The 17,321-nt window shown below is 67.0% G+C and carries 15 protein-coding genes; 14 read left to right on the top strand and 1 reads right to left on the bottom strand.

What is annotated here, in order from left to right; all coding sequences use genetic code 11:
- Positions 1 to 49 precede the first annotated feature (49 nt).
- The gene (gene ppsA / locus ACMGRF_RS10265) at positions 50 to 2,428 is read right to left on the bottom strand and encodes a phosphoenolpyruvate synthase (RefSeq protein ID WP_099495529.1); all 2,379 of its coding nucleotides are present in this window, start codon (positions 2,426 to 2,428) and stop codon (positions 50 to 52) included.
- A 144-nt stretch (positions 2,429 to 2,572) separates the two neighbouring features.
- Here ppsA and ACMGRF_RS10260 point away from each other — a divergent pair, with 144 nt between their 5' ends.
- From ACMGRF_RS10260 to ACMGRF_RS10195, 14 genes are all read left to right on the top strand, one after another.
- The gene (locus tag ACMGRF_RS10260; protein ID WP_005417170.1) at positions 2,573 to 3,394 is read left to right on the top strand and encodes a pyruvate, water dikinase regulatory protein; all 822 of its coding nucleotides are present in this window, start codon (positions 2,573 to 2,575) and stop codon (positions 3,392 to 3,394) included.
- 177 nt (positions 3,395 to 3,571) lie between these two features.
- Positions 3,572 to 4,081 (top strand): DUF1249 domain-containing protein, encoded by a 510-nt coding sequence (locus ACMGRF_RS10255; RefSeq protein WP_032954273.1) that lies wholly within the window; start codon positions 3,572 to 3,574, stop codon positions 4,079 to 4,081.
- Between the two features lie 42 nt (positions 4,082 to 4,123).
- Positions 4,124 to 4,612 (top strand): NUDIX hydrolase, encoded by a 489-nt coding sequence (locus ACMGRF_RS10250; RefSeq protein ID WP_005417168.1) that lies wholly within the window; start codon positions 4,124 to 4,126, stop codon positions 4,610 to 4,612.
- 143 nt (positions 4,613 to 4,755) lie between these two features.
- Positions 4,756 to 5,370, top strand: coding sequence for a DUF2239 family protein (locus tag ACMGRF_RS10245; protein ID WP_180881130.1), 615 nt, complete (start codon positions 4,756 to 4,758; stop codon positions 5,368 to 5,370).
- Positions 5,371 to 5,487: 117 nt separating this feature from the next.
- Positions 5,488 to 6,849 (top strand): MATE family efflux transporter, encoded by a 1,362-nt coding sequence (locus ACMGRF_RS10240; RefSeq protein WP_180881129.1) that lies wholly within the window; start codon positions 5,488 to 5,490, stop codon positions 6,847 to 6,849.
- A 529-nt stretch (positions 6,850 to 7,378) separates the two neighbouring features.
- A complete protein-coding gene (locus tag ACMGRF_RS10235; protein ID WP_019660264.1) occupies positions 7,379 to 7,993 on the top strand; it encodes a CDP-alcohol phosphatidyltransferase family protein in 615 nt (204 codons plus the stop codon).
- 22 nt (positions 7,994 to 8,015) lie between these two features.
- A complete protein-coding gene (phaE, locus tag ACMGRF_RS10230) occupies positions 8,016 to 9,095 on the top strand; it encodes a class III poly(R)-hydroxyalkanoic acid synthase subunit PhaE (RefSeq protein WP_414485200.1) in 1,080 nt (359 codons plus the stop codon).
- Complete coding sequence (phaC, locus tag ACMGRF_RS10225; protein ID WP_049416746.1) at positions 9,092 to 10,159, top strand: class III poly(R)-hydroxyalkanoic acid synthase subunit PhaC; 1,068 nt, start codon at positions 9,092 to 9,094, stop codon at positions 10,157 to 10,159. Before phaE ends, phaC begins: the two co-directional genes overlap by 4 nt.
- 33 nt (positions 10,160 to 10,192) lie before the next feature.
- Positions 10,193 to 10,561 (top strand): YfeK family protein, encoded by a 369-nt coding sequence (locus ACMGRF_RS10220; RefSeq protein WP_099495590.1) that lies wholly within the window; start codon positions 10,193 to 10,195, stop codon positions 10,559 to 10,561.
- A gap of 112 nt (positions 10,562 to 10,673) precedes the next feature.
- Positions 10,674 to 10,832 carry a PspC domain-containing protein gene (locus tag ACMGRF_RS10215; RefSeq protein WP_194430536.1) on the top strand — a complete coding sequence of 53 codons (159 nt, stop codon included), beginning with the start codon at positions 10,674 to 10,676 and terminating at the stop codon, positions 10,830 to 10,832.
- A gap of 44 nt (positions 10,833 to 10,876) precedes the next feature.
- On the top strand, positions 10,877 to 11,281 hold the full coding sequence (locus tag ACMGRF_RS10210; protein WP_152904747.1) for a hypothetical protein: 405 nt from the start codon (positions 10,877 to 10,879) through the stop codon (positions 11,279 to 11,281).
- An 820-nt stretch (positions 11,282 to 12,101) separates the two neighbouring features.
- The gene (locus ACMGRF_RS10205; RefSeq protein WP_005410085.1) at positions 12,102 to 12,317 is read left to right on the top strand and encodes a hypothetical protein; all 216 of its coding nucleotides are present in this window, start codon (positions 12,102 to 12,104) and stop codon (positions 12,315 to 12,317) included.
- A 207-nt stretch (positions 12,318 to 12,524) separates the two neighbouring features.
- On the top strand, positions 12,525 to 14,912 hold the full coding sequence (locus ACMGRF_RS10200) for a Tex family protein (protein WP_414485198.1): 2,388 nt from the start codon (positions 12,525 to 12,527) through the stop codon (positions 14,910 to 14,912).
- Positions 14,913 to 15,120: 208 nt separating this feature from the next.
- Positions 15,121 to 17,310 (top strand): PAS domain-containing protein, encoded by a 2,190-nt coding sequence (locus tag ACMGRF_RS10195; protein ID WP_099495729.1) that lies wholly within the window; start codon positions 15,121 to 15,123, stop codon positions 17,308 to 17,310.
- Positions 17,311 to 17,321: the final 11 nt, after the last annotated feature.

Below are 17,321 nucleotides of genomic sequence, written 5' to 3'. Positions count from 1 at the left end.
CAGCAGTATGGGCGGACGTCGATGAAAGCGACGTCAGCCCATCACGGCATCAGCCGTTGGCCTTCAGCCTGGCCAGGCGCAGCCAGGTATCGACCACGGTGTCCGGGTTCAGCGACACCGACTCGATGCCTTCCTGCATCAGCCATTCGGCCAGATCCGGGTGATCGGACGGGCCCTGGCCGCAGATGCCAACGTACTTGCCCTTGGCGCGTGCGGCCTTGATCGCCATCGACAGCAGCTTCTTCACTGCCGGGTTCCGTTCGTCGAACAGGTGCGCGACGATCGACGAGTCGCGGTCCAGGCCCAGGCTGAGCTGGGTCAGGTCGTTGGAGCCGATCGAGAAGCCGTCGAAGATCTCCAGGAACTCATCGGCGAGCAGTGCGTTGGACGGCACTTCGCACATCATGATGATCTTCAGGCCGTTCTCGCCCTGCTTCAGGCCGTTCTGTTCCAGCACCTCGATGACCTTGCGGCCTTCTTCCAGGGTGCGCACGAACGGAATCATGACCCACAGGTTGTCCAGGCCCATTTCGTTGCGCACGCGCAGCACGGCCTTGCACTCCAGCGCGAAGGCGGCCGAGAAGCTCGGGTCGACGTAGCGGCTGGCGCCGCGGAAGCCGATCATCGGATTCTCTTCGTGCGGCTCGTAGTTGCTGCCGCCGATCAGGTTGGCGTACTCGTTGGACTTGAAGTCCGACAGGCGCACGATCACCGGGTTCGGCGCGACCGAGGCGGTGAGGGTGGCGATGCCTTCGGCCAGGCGATCGACGTAGAAGCTGACCGGATCACCATAGCCGGCGATCTTCTCGTCGATCTTCTTCCTGGTCGCGGCGTCCTGGCGGTCGTATTCCAGCAGCGCATTCGGATGGATGCCGATGTGGCTGGCGATGATCATTTCCAGGCGGGCCAGGCCGATGCCGGCGTTCGGCAGCTGGCCGAAGTCGAAGGCACGTTCCGGGTTGGCCACGTTCATCATGATCTTCAGCGGCGCCGGCGGCATGTTGCCAAGATCGGTGGTGGTGCGTTCGAAGCCGAGCTTGCCTTCGTAGATGAAGCCGGTATCGCCTTCGGCGCAGCTGACGGTGACCAGCTGGCCATCTTCGATGACCTGGGTCGCGTTGCCCGAACCGACCACGGCCGGCACGCCCAGCTCGCGCGCGATGATCGCGGCGTGGCAGGTGCGGCCACCGCGGTTGGTGACGATGGCCGAGGCGCGCTTCATCACCGGTTCCCAATCGGGGTCGGTCATGTCGGCGATCAGCACGTCGCCCGGCTGCACGCGGTTCATGTCGTCCAGCGTCTTCACCACGCGGGCCACGCCCGAACCGATCTTGGCGCCGACGGCACGGCCCTCGGCCAGCACCTTGCCGCCCTTCTCGGTCAGCGCGAAGCGCTCGATCTGGGTGGCATGGCTGCGCGACTTCACCGTTTCCGGGCGCGCCTGCACGATGAACAGCTTGCCGCTGACACCGTCCTTGGCCCACTCGATGTCCATCGGGCGGCCGTAGTGCTTTTCGATGACCAGCGCCTGCTTGGCCAGTTCCTGCACGTCCTCGTCGCTGATCGAGAAGGTGCTGCGCAGTTCGGCCGGGGTGTCTTCGATACGGACGCGCTCACCGGGGACATCCGAGTACACCATGCGGATCGCCTTGCTGCCGAGCGAGCGGCGCAGGATCGCCGGCTTGCCGGCCTGCAGGGTGGGCTTGTAGACGTAGTATTCGTCCGGATTGACCGCGCCCTGCACGACCATTTCGCCCAGGCCGAACGAGGAGGTGACGAACACCACGTCGCGGAAGCCGGACTCGGTGTCCAGGGTGAACAGCACGCCGGAGGAGCCGACGCCCGAACGCACCATCAGCTGCACGCCGGCGGACAGGAACACGTCTTCATGCTTGAAGCCGTGGTGCACGCGGTAGGCGATGGCGCGGTCGTTGTACAGCGAGGCGAACACTTCCTTGACCTTGTGCACGACGTCGTCGGCACCGGTCACGTTGAGGAAGGTTTCCTGCTGGCCCGCGAAGGACGCATCCGGCAGGTCCTCGGCAGTGGCGGACGAACGCACGGCCACGGCCACGTCGCCGCCGCCATTCTCGGCGCTCAGCTTGGCGTAGGCGGTGCGGATGTCCTGGTCCAGCTGCGGCTGCAGCGGGGCATCGATCACCCAGCTGCGGATTTCCTTGCCGGCGGCGGTCAGCGCGTTGACGTCCTCGACGTCCAGCGTGGCCAGCCTGTCGAAGATGCGCTTGGACAGGTCGTTGTGCGCGATGAAGTCCTTGAAGGCTTCAGCGGTGGTGGCATAACCGCCCGGCACCGAAACGCCCAGACCGGCCAGGTTGCCGATCATCTCGCCCAGGGACGAATTCTTGCCGCCTACGCGGGCCAGATCGGCCAGACGCAGTTCGTGCAACCACAGGATGTTCTCGTTCAAGCGCGATGCTCCGTTTGGCCATCGCCCGAGGCGGGCTGAGTGGCCGCGTCCGTAGGAAGAAGCCGATATGATGCCGGGCAGAGCACCGTCGGCACAAGCTTGTGCTGGCGGCCTTTTTAAGCTTCGTAGGGGGTAAAAGCGCGCATGTCGACCATCCGTCCGGTGTTCTACGTTTCCGATGGAACCGGTATCACCGCTGAAACCATTGGGCATAGCCTGTTGACCCAGTTCTCCGGGTTCAGCTTCATTACCGATCGGATGTCGTTTGTCGACGACCCTGAAAAAGCGCGTGAAGCCTGCGCCCGGATCCAGGCGGCGGGGGAGCGCTACCAGGTTCGGCCGATCGTGGTGAACTCCTGCGTGGACCAGAGCCTGAGCCTGATCCTGGCCGACAGCGGGGCGCTGATGCTGGATGTGTTCGCGCCGTTCATCGAGCCGCTGGAGCGCGAACTGGCCAGCCCGCGTCTGGCCCGGGTCGGCCAGGCCCACGGCATGGTCGATTTCGACACGTACCACCGGCGCATCAACGCGATGAACTTCGCCCTGACCCATGACGACGGCATCGCGGTGAACTATGACGACGCCGACGTGATCCTGGTAGCGGTGTCGCGCGCTGGCAAGACGCCCACCTGCATCTACCTGGCCCTGCATTACGGGGTGCGCGCGGCCAACTACCCGTTGACCGACGAGGACCTGGAAAGTGATCGCCTGCCGCCGCGCCTGCGCAACTACCGGCGCAAGCTGTTCGGGTTGACCATCGACCCGGACCGCCTGCAGCAGATCCGCCAGGAGCGCCGTCCGAACTCGCGCTACGCGAACCTGGACACCTGCAAGCGGGAGGTGGCCGCGGCCGAGACCATGTTCCGCATGGAGCGGATCCCGACCCTGAGCACCACCCACACCTCGATCGAAGAGATTTCCAGCAAGGTGCTGGCCACATTGGGGCTGCAGCGCGAGCTGTATTGATCCGTTCCGGCGCGCTGCGGGGCTGCCGGCCAGCGGCCGGCACTACCGCCGTGGCAGCGACTCCCGCGCTGCGGGGCTGCCGGCCAGCGGCCGGCACTACCACGATGAAAGCGACCGACGGGTTGGCTGTGGCTTGAGGCGCCCCCACGTTGAAGCACCAACGTGTAGGATCGACCCATGGCCCGAGCCTTGCCCCGTACCGAACGCATTCCCCGCCTGAGCCGGCTGAGCTGGCTCATGGGCCTGTACGCGGAGAACTACCGCCATCTGGTGCGCCTGTTCGAACCGGCGGGGCTGGCGGCGGGCAGCTACATTTCCTCGATCGGTGACGGCCTGGATGTCCGCCTGGACGTGATCGAGTGCCACCGCTACACGGTGGAACTGCGGCTGACCTACGACATTGCCGACCCGGTCACCGGCGAGCCGGATCCCTCGGCCTATGTCCGCCTGTACCGTGACGCGCGCCAGGCCGAGACCACCCATTGCTACGTCGGCCGCCGCTGGCAGGACACCATGGGCCTGTACCCGCCACCAGCGGAACTGATCAGCCACCGCATGCGGATGAACACCTTCCTCGGCAAGTGGCTGGAATACCTGGCCGAGCGCGGCCACGGCGTCGCCACGCTGCGCCGTGACCCCGATGGCGCCGGTGCGCCTGCCGAGCGCCGCCTGTCGCTGGTGCGCTGATCGGCCATAATCCAGGGCTGACCTGCCGCTGGATGCCGCCCCATGCCGTACACCCCGATCGTCGCCACCCTGGGCTATGTGCTGTCGCCCGATCGTCGCCAGGTGCTGATGATCCATCGCAATACGCGCCCCGGTGACCATCACCTCGGCAAGTACAACGGCCTGGGTGGCAAGATCGAAGCGGACGAGGACGTGGCGGCCAGCATGCGCCGCGAGATTGCCGAGGAAGCCGGCATCGACTGCACCGGCATGCGCCTGCGCGGCACTCTCAGCTGGCCCGGTTTCGGCAAGCACGGCGAAGACTGGCTGGGCTTCGTGTTCGTCATCGACAGCTTCGAAGGCACCCCGCACGGCGGCAACCACGAAGGCACGCTGGAGTGGGTGGATCTGGACAAGCTGGACACGCTGCCGATGTGGGAGGGCGACCGCAACTTCCTGCCGCTGGTGTTCGACGCCGACCCGCGCCCGTTCCACGGCGTGATGCCGTACAAGGACGGCCGCATGGTCAGCTGGTCCTACAGCCGGCTGTGACCCGGCGAATCGGGGAGGTGCCAACCATTCCGGTGGGTGCCAACCTTGGTTGGCAGGCTCTTTCGGTCGATTAATACCCGGGCAATATTGACGGCCATAAATTACCCGGGCAATATTCGCGCATCACCTCTGATGCCATTGCCATGCCTGCGTCCCGACTCCCTCCCTTCAGTTGTTTCGACGGCCATCGCCTCGTTGCTTCCGGCAGCCCGGAAATGGCCGCACTGGCGCTCAAGCGGCTGCGCGCCAGCAACGCGGCCGGACCATTGCTGGTGTTCGACAACGCGACCGGTCGCACCCGCGATTTCGATACGCGCGGCAGTGATGCAGAACTGCTGTCGCGGGTAAGCGCAGCGTTTCCTGTCATGGAGACGGATGCCGAGGTCACTGCCGAAGACGCTGCGGCGACCCCGCGTGGCCGTGGCCGCCCCAAGCTGGGCGTAGTAGCGCGCGAAGTGACCCTGCTGCCGCGCCACTGGGCGTGGCTGGCAGAGCAGCCGGGCGGGGCCTCGGTGGCATTGCGAAAACTGGTGGAGGCGGCCAGCCGCGCCAGTGCGGACAAGGACCGCCGGCGTCGCGATGCCGAGCGCGCCTATCACTTCCTGCAGACCATCGCCGGTGACCTGCCGGGCTTCGAGGAGGCCATCCGCGTGCTGTTCGCGCACGACCGTGCGGGCCTTGAAGCGGTGCTGCATTCCTGGCCCAGGGATGTGCGTGACCACGCCCTGCGTCTGGCGTTCGACAGCGCTGACGGCTGAACCATCGCGCCGTCGTTGAGCGGCGGCGCCACCTGATCGCGGGCCACGGCCCGGTCCCCTGTGCTTGCTTTGCGGGTGGAAACGCCGGGCAGGGCAGCGCCTTGCCCAGAGAACCCCATGAACTCCCCTGTAGATCCCACGCCCCCGGTCGCGCCGCCTCTGTGGCGCACCTACCTGGCCCTGCTGCTGCCGATGCTGCTGACCAATGCGCTGCAGCTGGCCGCAGGCACGCTGGACAACCTCTTCCTCGGCCATCTGCTCGGGACCCAGGCGGTGGCCGTGGCCGCTGCGTTCTTCCCGGTCTTCTTCCTGCTGCTGGCCCTGGTGATGGGCCTGGCGACCGGCGCGATGGTGCTGATCGGGCAGGCCTGGGGCGCGGGTCGGCCGCAGCAGGTGCGCGCGGTGGCTGGCAGTGCGGTGGCGCTGATCCTTCTGTTGTCGGTGCTGGTGATGGCCCTGGGGAGCGGTTTCGCACCACAGCTTCTGATGTCACTGGGTACGCCGGCACCGATCCTCGGTGAGTCCATCGTCTACGCGCGCGTGCTGCTGCTGGCGGCGCCGGCGTTCTTCCTGCTGTGGTTGGCCACTGCCGTGAGCCGCGCAGTAGGCGATGCGAAGACGCCGCTGCATGCGCTGCTGCTGGCCACGGCGGTGGGTATGCTGTGCACGCCGCTGCTGATCCTGGGCTGGGCCGGCCTGCCGCAGCTGGGATCGGCCAGTGCGGCGGTGTCGGCGGCGATTGCCTCGCTGTTGGCCCTGGGCTGGCTGCTGTGGCGTTGGCATCGGGCAGGACATCCCCTGGCACCGGGCCATGAGCTGGTGCATGCCATTCGTTTCGATGGCGCGATCATCCGATCGATGCTGCGCATCGGCCTACCGTCCTCGCTGCAGATGCTCAGCCTGGCCGTCGCCGAAATCGTGTTGCTGGGCTGGATCAACCGCTATGGCTACACGGCCACGGCCGCCTACGGTGCGGTCAACCAGTTGATGAGCTGGGTGCAGTTGCCGGCAATGTCCCTTGGGATCACCGCCACCATCCTCGCGGCGCATGCGATGGGCGCCGGGCGTACGGCACGGCTGCCGGCCATCGCCCGGACTGGCGTGCTGCTGGGGCTGGCGACGCTGAGCCTGGTGGTGGTGCTGGTTATGTCGCTGGCACCCTGGCTGACCGGGCTGATCCTGGCGGCAGCCGACGTGCGCGACCTGGCTGCGTTGCAGCTGCGCACTGTGGTGTGGGGCGTGCTGGCGATGGGAGTCAGTGCGGTGCTGGTCGGGGTGATGCGCGGCAGCGGTACGGTATGGTTGCCAGCGTTGCTGGGCATGGCAGCGGTGCTGCTGGTGGAGCTGCCGCTGGCGATGTGGATGCAGGCGCAGCACGGGCTGGCCGGCGTGTGGCGGGCGTGGCCGCTGGGGTTGTTGGCGATGCTGGTGATGCAGGCGATGTGTTTCGCCCGGTGGCGGCGGGTGCACGCTGGGTAGTGCCGGCCGCTGGCCGGCACTCCGGAATGGCAGGGGCAGCCGGCCAGCGGCCGGCTCTACCACTTCAGCGGAGCTGCGCCAGCAGCAGGTGGAAGTACAAGCACAAGGTGTTGACCGCCAGTGCAGCGGCGCGGTTGGGGACTTCGCAGCTGCGCGGCCAGGATGAAAGCATCCGGCATCATCATCGTCCGTCACCAGGAATCGGACGTGGCGGCGGCGGGCCCGCCGGTGACCATAGCGCCGACCCTGCAACTTGGGAAGTAGGGAAACCCCGCGTCAGCGTGATGAGGAAATGTCCAGTGTCGCAGTCGGTGAGATCTGGTTGTCCACAGGGGGTGTGGATTACGCGTGGGCAACTTTGTGGATAAGCCGCGACAGGCGCCACCCCCCTAGGCTGTCAAGATGGGTGGCGAAAAATTCACCGCCGGTGAGGGCGGGTGAGGGTGCAGTGAAGGGTGGGACCGGCCGGCGCTGTCGCCAGCGGCGGCGCTCGCGGTAACCTGTGGGCCTTGATGCTCCGTGAGACCCCATGAAACGTCATTTCTCGATGCTGCGCGAATTCCAGCTGGCCGACTGGTTCACCCTGGCCAATGCTTTCTGCGGCACCGGTGCGGTCTTCGCCGCGATGCGCTTCCTGCAGGATGGCGAGCGCGGCTACCTGCTGTTCGGCATGGCGCTGATCCCGTTGGCCTTCATCTTCGACGCCCTTGATGGACGCATCGCGCGCTGGCGCAAGTCCAGCTCCACCCTGGGCCGCGAGCTGGACTCGCTGTCCGACGTGATTTCCTTCGGGGTGGCCCCAGCGGCGCTGGCCTATGCCTGTGGCATGCAGGGTGGCTGGGACTGGCTGGTGCTGAGCTACTTCGTCTGCTGCGGCGTCAGCCGCCTGGCACGCTACAACGTCACTGCCGAGGCAATGACCGGCGACGAGGGCAAGGTCACGTATTTCGAGGGCACCCCGATCCCGACCAGCCTGGTGCTGGTGATCGTACTGGCGATCGCCGCCGGCACCGATGCCATCGGCCAGAACATCTGGTTCGGCCAGTGGCAGATCGGACCCTGGCAGCTGCACCCGATGGTGCTGTTGTTCGCGCTGTCCGGGTCGCTGATGATCAGCAAGACCCTGCGCATTCCCAAGCCATGAGCCAGCCCTGCGGAGGCCTGCGATGACCAGCTCGGCCCACGACGCCGGCAGCAGCGATTTCGAGACCCTGGCCCGGCAGTATTTCGGCGCCTGGGGCGATGCCCTGCGCCATGCGGGTGCTCCCGGCGCACCGGCGGGCGACGACCCGGGCAGCTGGCAGCGGCTGTTCGACTGGTGGGGCCAGCTGTTGCCCGAACAGGCGCCCGGCGCGCCGGAAGATGCCGTGCGCCGGTTCCGCGAACAGGCGGGCAGCTGGTACGGCACCATGCAGGAGGTCGCCGCTCGGTTTGCCGGCCGCGACGCCAGCAGTGCCGATGTGGCCCAGGCCTGGCGCGAGGCGGTGCAGGGCCAGGGCGACGGCATGCTGCAATGGATGCTGCAGGGCGCCCGCGGCAGCACCCACGCCGGTGCCGCAGTACCTGAATTCGCCGCATGGCTGCAGCAGTTCCAGCTGCAGGCGGGCCCATGGCTGCAGAGCCCGGCATTCGGCCCCGGCCGCGAGCACCAGGCGCGCTGGCAGGCCCTGCTGCGTGCGCAGGACGAGTACCAGCAGCATTCGCGCGCTTATGTTGACCAGATCAAGCGGGCACTGGACGAGGCCTTTGCGCTGTTCGAGCAGCGCCTGGCCGAGCACGAACAGCCGGGCAGCCAGCTGACCAGCGCCCGCGCGATGTTCGACCTGTGGATCGAAGTGGCCGAGGAGGCCTACGCCAAGGTCGCCATGTCCGAACCGTTCCAGCAGGTGTACGCCGCGCTGGGCAACGCGCAGATGCGCCTGCGTGCCGGCCTGCAGCGCGAGGTGGAACAGATGAGTGAACGTATCGGCCTGCCGACCCGCAGCGAGATGGATGCCGCACACCGCCGCATCGCCGAGCTGGAGCGCAGCCTGCGCCGCCTGCAGGCACAGGTGGCGGTGCTGGCTGGAACCGCCGAGGTGGATCCGGTGGCGCAGCCGGCGCCGGCAAAAGTGAAGCCTGCCGCGCGCAAGGCCGCGAAGAAGGCCGCGCCGACAAGGAAGGCGCCTGCGAAAAAGACGCCAGCGAAAAAGACGCCAGCGAAAAAGTCCGCATCTCGCACCTCCGCACGGGCGCGTGACCGATGAAGGGACCGCTGGGCTTCAACGCCGACGACCTGATGCAGGAAACCCTGGCGATGCAGCGCAAGCTGATGGAGGGGCTGAAGCTGCTGCCGCAGGTGGAAGACGTGGACTATGGCGTGACCGCGCGAGAGGAAGTCTGGCGCGACGGCAAGGTGGTGCTGTACCGCTTTGTCGGCGAGCAGGCGCCGACCCGGCGCACGCCGCTGCTGATCGTCTACGCGCTGGTCAACCGGCCGTACATGGTCGACCTGCAGGCCGACCGCTCGCTGGTGCAGAAGCTGTTGGCGCTCGGGCAGGACGTGTACGTGCTGGACTGGGGCTACCCGGATCGCTCGGAGCGCTTCCAGACGCTGGAGGACTATCTGCTGCGCTATATCGATGGTGCAGTGGATGCACTGCGCGTGCGCAGTGGCGGCGCGGTCGACCTGCTCGGCATCTGCCAGGGTGGCGTGTTCGCGCTGTGCTACGCCGCGTTGCGCCGGCAGAAGCTGGGCAAGCTGATCACCATGGTCACCCCGGTCGATTTCCAGACGGCCGACAACATGCTCTCGCACTGGGCCCGGCAGGTGGATGTGGATCTGCTGGTGGATACGCTGGGCAACATACCGGCCGACCTGATGAATGCCAGCTACCTGATGCTCAAGCCATTCCGCCTGAACGTGCAGAAGTACGTCGGCCTGCTCGATATCCTCGATGACAAGGCGGCGCTGGAGGACTTCCTGCGCATGGAAAAATGGATCTTCGATTCGCCGGACCTGGCGGGCGAGGCGTTCCGCGATTTCATCAAGCAGTTCTATCAGGCCAATGGCCTGATGAAGGGCACGGTAAGGATCGGCGAGGAAGCCGTGGATCTGTCGCAGGTGACCTTGCCGGTGCTGAACATCTACGCCGAGCAGGACCATCTGGTGCCGCCGGACGCCTCGCGCGCGATGCGTGGGCGCCTGGGCACGGACGACTACACCGAGTCCAGTTTCCGCGGTGGCCACATTGGGATCTACGTGTCCGGCCGCGCCCAGCGCGAAGTGCCGGCCACGATCGATGGCTGGTTGAAGGCACGCGACCTGTAGAGTCGTGCCATGCGCGACTGACTTGGGGGGATGATGAGGTACCGGACTTTGTTGATTCTTGCGGCACTGCTGGCAGCACAACTTGCCCACGCCGCACCCGGTGCGGATGCACGCCGGGAGATCGCCCAGCTGATCTCCAGCCTGGACGGCTCGCAGTGCCGGTTCCAGCGCAATGGCAGCTGGTACGACGGCAGCGATGCGCGCGCCCATCTGCAGCGCAAGTACGACTATCTGCTGAAGAAGGACATGGTGGACAGCGCCGAGCAGTTCATCGAGCGCGCCGCCAGTCAGAGCAGCATGAGCGGGAAGCCTTACCGCATCCAGTGCCCGGGGCAGCCTGAACAGACCGCAGCCGCCTGGTTCAGTGCGCGCCTGCAGGCGCTGCGTCTCCGCACGCCGTAGACATGGAGGCGGTGTAGAGTCGCGGCGTGCTCGACTGATTCTGCCCGCAAGCCGAGGAGACACCGCCGTGAACACCACGCCCAAGACGCTGTCGCGTTCGTTGAACGACCGCATGATTGCCGGCGTGATGGGCGGCATTGCCCATCGCTTCGGCTGGAACCCCACCTTGGTGCGGATCGTGTTCGTGCTGGTATCGATCGGCTCGGCCGCCTTCCCCGGCATTCTGATCTACCTGATCCTGTGGCTGCTGATTCCGAACGAGGCGGATTGAACACCGCCGCTCGATCCTGGCCGCCCTGGCTGCGCGCGCTGCAGATGCTGGGCGCTGCATGGACGCTGCCCAACACACTGATCGGCGTGATCGGCGGCCTGGCCGGCATGCTCGGCGGCGCGACGCTGCGATGGAGCAGCCGTGACTGCGCACTGGTGTTTGATCGCTGGCCGTGGGGGCCAGGTGGGGCGATCACCCTGGGCAACGTGATCCTGCATACCGGCCATGACCTCGGCATCTGCTGCCGGACCTATGCGCATCAGGCGGGGTGGGGCGTGGAGCCGCTGATCCGGCTGGACGACCACGAGCGCGCGCATGTCTACCAGTACATGGTGCTGGGGCCGCTGTACCTGCCGGTGTACCTGCTGTGCGGCGGGGTGAGCGCGCGCAACCCGTTCGAACGCGCGGCCGATCATTTCGCCCGGTTCGGGCGTGGCTGGTGGCCGTAGTTTCCAGCCAACGGCGCAGCCCTCGTGGCTTGGTCGCGGAATGCCTGCTTCCTGGGGGCTGGCCGGGTGGGTGGGGCTGGCGGGGACGCCGTGAACCCATCCATGGAGGCTTAGCCGCGGCTTGCACGTGTGCGCTGTCCTGCGCACACGGCAAGACCGGGGTTGGGCGTCCTGCCCAACCCGTCGGGCGCATGCGCCCGACCCATGCCGCGGATACCCCGCCACCCCCACCCGGCCGCTGACAGATTCCGTGCGCGTCCAGCCACGGAAGAGATAAAGAACAGCAAAAGCGGGTCGCGCGCTGCGCTTGCTCGTGTAGAGCCGAGCCTGCGCTCGGCTTCGCGGACTGGCCGGAAAGCAGCCGAGCGTGGGCTCGGCTCTACAAAAAGCGGCCAGCCAAGCTGTTTTTGCTTTTGATCTTCTTTTTTCTTTTCCGTGGGTGAACGTGCCCGAAAAACTGTCAGGGGCCGGGCGGGGTGGGTGCGCGGGACCGTTGGCGTCATGGATGGCGCCATCGAGCCCCCATGGACGGGTTTACGGCGTGTCCCGCGAACCCACCCCGACCGACCCAATCACATGAAGCGCATTTCGCGACCACCCACGAGGGGCTTCGCCGTTGGCGGGAACGGCCCTGGATTCGTTAGCCGGAAGTTAAAGATCCGTAAGCATTCTGCTGCGATCCCGCAGTCATCTGCATGCAACCGATCGTCATTAGCCTTCGTGACGTTCCAGTCAGGTTCGACGCGGTAAGCTCTCCCTCGATGAGCTCGCATCGCTCATCGAGTGCAGTACGCAGTAGCAATTTGGAGGAAGACATCACATGGCAATCGTTCTTTATGTCGGTGGTAGCAAGGATGGCGAGAAGGGCGTGGTGCCCTACGGCTTCAGCAAATCCCGCGCCGACACCGCGCTGGGGCCGGAGTTCTACACGGAGCGGTTCATGGAACTGCAGGGTGTCGGCAAGGTCCGCCTGATGGCCCTGGAAGGCATGCGTGACGAGATCGTCATGCAGCGCGCCGCCCGCCACTACCGCTGACCTTCGCAACACGCGGCAGGGCGCGCCCACCATCGCGCGCCCGCGCCGGCATCCCAGCCCCGGGCCAGTCCGAGCCCGCTCTTCGCCAGGATGCCGGCGTCCAATCCGGCTACGCCGCTGAACCTTGCGCCCTGTCAATGCCTTGTCCGGCTCCGTCGTGGGTTGCCAGAATGGGGTCTTCCCGTAATGCGGCACAGACCTGAAGCAATGCACGACGCCAAGAACGCCCAGAGCGCGCTCGCCCAGCAGATCGCCCAGACCATCGCCGACGAGATCGGTGCCCAGTCCGCCCAGGTACGCGCCGCCGTCGGCCTGCTCGACGAAGGTGCCAGCGTTCCGTTCATCGCGCGCTACCGCAAGGAAGTGACCGGTGGCCTGGACGACACCCAGCTGCGCAACCTGGAAACCCGGCTGACCTACCTGCGCGAGCTGGAGGACCGTCGCGCGGCGGTGCTGGCCAGCATCGGCGAGCAGGGCAAGCTCAGCGACGAGCTGCGCAATGACATCCTGGCCGCCGATACCAAGAGCCGGCTGGAAGACCTGTACCTGCCGTACAAGCCCAAGCGCCGCACCCGTGCGCAGATCGCCCGCGAGGCCGGCCTGGAGCCGTTGGCCGATGGCCTGCTGGCCGACCCGACGCAGGACCCGCAGACGTTCGCGGCCACCTTCGTCGACGCCGACAAGGGCGTAGCCGACACCAAGGCCGCGTTGGAAGGCGCGCGCGCGATCCTGATGGAGCGCTGGGGCGAAGACGCCGCGCTGGTCGGTGAACTGCGCACCTGGCTGGGCGAGACCGGCGTGATCCGTGCCCGCGTCGCCGAGGGCAAGGAAACCGAGGGCGCCAAGTACCGCGACTATTTCGAGCATGCCGAGGCGCTGGCGAAGATTCCGTCGCATCGCTTGCTGGCACTGTTCCGTGCGCGCCGCGAGGAGATCCTGTTCCTGGAACTGGACCCGGGCAGCGATGCCGAGACTGGCCATCAGTACGCCGAAGGACGCGTGGCGCGCAAGGCCGGCATCGCCGACCAGGGCCGTGCCGCCGACCGCTGGCTGCTGGATGCGTGCCGCCTGACCTGGCGCGCCAAGCTGCACACCCATCTGCTGCTGGACCTGTTCAACCAGGCCCGCGAAAAGGCCGAAGCCGAAGCCATCGCGGTGTTCGGCGACAACCTGAAGGACCTGTTGCTGGCGGCACCCGCCGGCCCGAAGACCGTGCTCGGACTGGACCCGGGCATCCGCACCGGCTGCAAGATCGCCGTGGTCGATGCCACCGGCAAGCTGGTCGCCACCGACACCATCTACCCGCACGAGCCGCGTCGCCAGTGGGAGCAGTCGCTGCAGACGATCAAGCAGCTGTGCGCCAAGCACAACGTGGAACTGATCGCGATCGGCAACGGCACCGCCAGCCGCGAAACCGACAAGCTGGCTGGTGAAGCGATCAAGGCTGCTGCCAACCCGAAGCTGCAGAAGGTAGTGGTCAGCGAGGCCGGCGCGTCGGTGTACTCGGCGTCCGAGTTCGCGGCCAGGGAGTTCCCGGAGCTGGACGTGTCGCTACGTGGGGCGGTGTCGATCGCCCGCCGCCTGCAGGACCCGCTGGCCGAACTGGTGAAGATCGAACCCAAGGCCATCGGTGTCGGCCAGTACCAGCACGATGTTGACCAGTACCGCCTGGCGCGGGCGCTGGATGCACGGGTCGAGGACTGCGTCAATGCCGTGGGCGTATACGTGAACACTGCTTCGGCTGCACTGTTGTCGCGGGTGTCCGGCCTGTCGGCCACGGTGGCCGAGAACATCGTGCGCCACCGTGATGCGAACGGCCCGTTCAAGCGCCGCAAGGACCTGCTGAAGGTCGCGCGCCTGGGCGAGAAGACCTTTGAACAGTGCGCGGGCTTCCTGCGCATTGCCGACGGAGATGAGCCGCTGGATGCTTCGGCGGTACACCCGGAAGCCTACCCGGTGGTCGAGCGCATCGTGGCCAGCACCGCGCGCCCGATCAAGGCGCTGATCGGTGATGGCAGCTTCCTGCGCGGCCTGAAGGCCGAGCAGTTCACCGATGCCACCTTCGGCGTGCCGACCGTGCGTGACATCCTCAAGGAACTGGAGAAGCCGGGCCGAGACCCACGCCCCGAGTTCAAGGCGGCACGCTTCGCCGAGGGCGTCGAGGACATCAAGGACCTGCGCGAGGGCATGGTGCTCGAGGGAGTGGTCAGCAACGTGGCGGCCTTCGGTGCCTTCGTCGATATCGGTGTGCACCAGGACGGCCTGATCCACATTTCGGCCCTGTCCGATACGTTCGTGAAGGACCCGCGCGACGTGGTCAAGGCCGGCGATATCGTCAAGGTGAAGGTGCTGGAGGTGGACGTGGCGCGCAAGCGCATCGCCCTGACCCGGCGCCTGGACGATACCCCCGGGCAAGCCACCAGCCGCCCGGGCCAGCGTGATGAGCGCAGCCATGGGCAGGGGCCGCGCCGCGATGCAGGCGGCCAGAACCGCGGGCCGAACCGGGGCCAAGGCAATGGCGGTCGTCCTGCCGCGTCCGCGCCCCCGGCCAACAACGCCCTGGCCGAGGCCTTCGCCCGCGCCAAGCGCAGCTGAGGACCGTGTTCCCCGTCACGCTTGATTCGTGGCGGGGGACTTGTCGATTTTCCCCGTGATTGCGCACACTTGCGCTTGAGGGGAGGCGTCCGGCCACCCCGCTGTTGCTGGGGAGGGCCATGACGCCAGCACCACCCGTTGCTCGTACCGGCGGCCGCAGCGCTGCGCTGCGGTCGGCGCCTGCCCGTGCCGGCAGGAGACCGGATTGATGCCGGGCCAGGGCACCCACGGCAATGGACTGCTGGAGCGCCGCCTGCAGGAGCTGGCGGAAGAGCGTCGCCGCCTGGCGATGATCATCGACGGTACCGCCGCGGGAACCTGGGAATGGAACGTGCAGACCGGCGAGATGCGGGTCAACGCGCGCTGGGCCGAGATCGTCGGTTACCGCCTGGAAGAGCTGGAACCCATCTGCCAGAAGACGTTCCTGAAGCTGGTCCATCCCGATGACATTGCGTTGTCCGATGCTGCGCTGGACGACCATTTCCAAGGGCGCAGCGACAACTACGCCTGCCTGCTGCGCATGCGCCACAGGAACGGCCAGTGGATCTGGATCCAGGACCGTGGCCGCGTCTTTGAATGGGACGGGCAGGGCATGCCGCTGTGGATGGCCGGTGCCCATGCCGACGTCACCGAGCTGCAGCAGGCGAGGCAGGACGCGGCCGAAACCCGCCAACGCCTGCAGGCCGTGGTCGATGCGTCCGATGAGGTAGCGGTGATCGCCACCGATACCGATGGCACCATCACTCTGTTCAACACGGGTGCGGAGCGCCTGCTGGGCTACAGCGCAGCGGAGGTGGTCGGCCAGCGCCGGCTCGATGCGTTCCACGATCCGGGGGAACTGGAAGCCTGGCTGGGGCCGCTGGCCGATGCCGAGGGCAACCTTCCCGACGTGTTCGAAGCGCTCAGTGCTCGCGCTGACGGGCAGACCTACTCGCGGCAGTGGACGTTGCTGCGCAAGGAGGGCCTGCCACGCCAGGTGCGCCTGTCGATCAGCCGCATGGAAGGTGCCGATGGCGCACGCATCGGCTATGTCGGCATGGCCATCGACATCACCGAAATCCTGCAGGCACGGGCCGAAGCGCGGCTGTCGGCGGAAAAGTTCGCAGGTGCGTTCACGTCGGCGGCGTTGGGCATGGCACTGGTGTCGCTGGAGGGGCGTTGGCTGGACGTCAATGATGCGCTGTGCCGGATCCTGGGTTACCCGCGCGAAGAGCTGCTGCAGGTCGACTTCCAGCGCCTGACCCATCCCGATGACCTGCAGACCGACCTGGCCCTGGTGCAGGATCTGCTGGCCGGACGGCGCAGCCATTACCACCTTGAAAAGCGCTATCTCGACCGCGACGGCCGCATCATCTGGGCGCGGCTGTCGGTGTCGCTGGTGCGCAGCGAGCATGGCCAGCCACTGCATTTCGTGTCGCAGATCCAGGACATCACCGCCCAGCGCAGCAGTGAGCAACGGCTGTTCGAGAGCGAACAGCGCAGCCGCATCACCCTGGATGCGGTGGCCGACCTGGTGCTCAGCGTCAACCTTGACGGCCGCATCGACTATGCCAACGCGGCCGCGGTACGCACCCTGGCCGGTGATGGCGCGCTGTCGCTGGCCGGGCACAGGGTGCAGGACGTGCTGGCGCTGACCACCGAGTACGCGCCCGGCTCGGTACTGGATGTGTCGGTACTGCTGGACCCGGAGAGCAACGCGGTGGATCTGCACGCCGACCTGCTGCTGCGCCTGGGCATGGCAACGGTGCCGGTGGACCTGACGCGGGCCTGGCTGCGCGATGACGAGGGCCATGTGCGCGGCGCGGTGTGGGTGCTGCGCGACGACACCCAGCAGCGGGCGCGGCAGCGCGAAGCCCGCCACCTGGCCGAGATCGATCCACTGACCGAACTGAGCAACCGCCGCGGTTTCGAGGTGCACCTGCAGCAGGCGATCACCCGTGTCGAGCGCACCGGGCAGGCCGCGTCGCTGATGTACATCGATCTGGACCGCTTCAAGCCGGTCAACGACACCTGGGGCCACCTGGCCGGCGATGCCGTGCTGTGGGCGGTGGCCAGTGTGCTGAGACATGGTGTGCGTGATTCGGACGTGGTGGCGCGGCTGGGCGGCGACGAGTTCGCGGTGATCCTGTCCGGGTGTACGCCGCGTCGTGCCGCGCGGATCGGCGGTGAACTCCTGCAGACCCTGTCAGCGCTGTCCATTCCGTGGGATCAGCATCGGCTGCGGGTCGGTGCCAGCATCGGCATCGCGCCCCTGGCGGGGGGCATGAGCGTGGACCAGGCAGTGGCCGCTGCCGATGCACAGTGCTACCGGGCCAAGGCGCTGGGGCGCAACAACGTGCAGGTGCAGGGCGAGCTGTCGGGGCTTCCAGGCGACGATGCCGACGCCGCCGAGGACTGATCTCAGCCTGT

This window comes from Stenotrophomonas sp. EMP41, from assembly GCF_047495535.1.
Taxonomy (GTDB): Bacteria; Pseudomonadota; Gammaproteobacteria; order Xanthomonadales; family Xanthomonadaceae; genus Stenotrophomonas; species Stenotrophomonas sepilia.
Note: the sequence above shows the minus strand (reverse complement) of the source record. Positions and strands in the feature narration are given on the sequence as shown.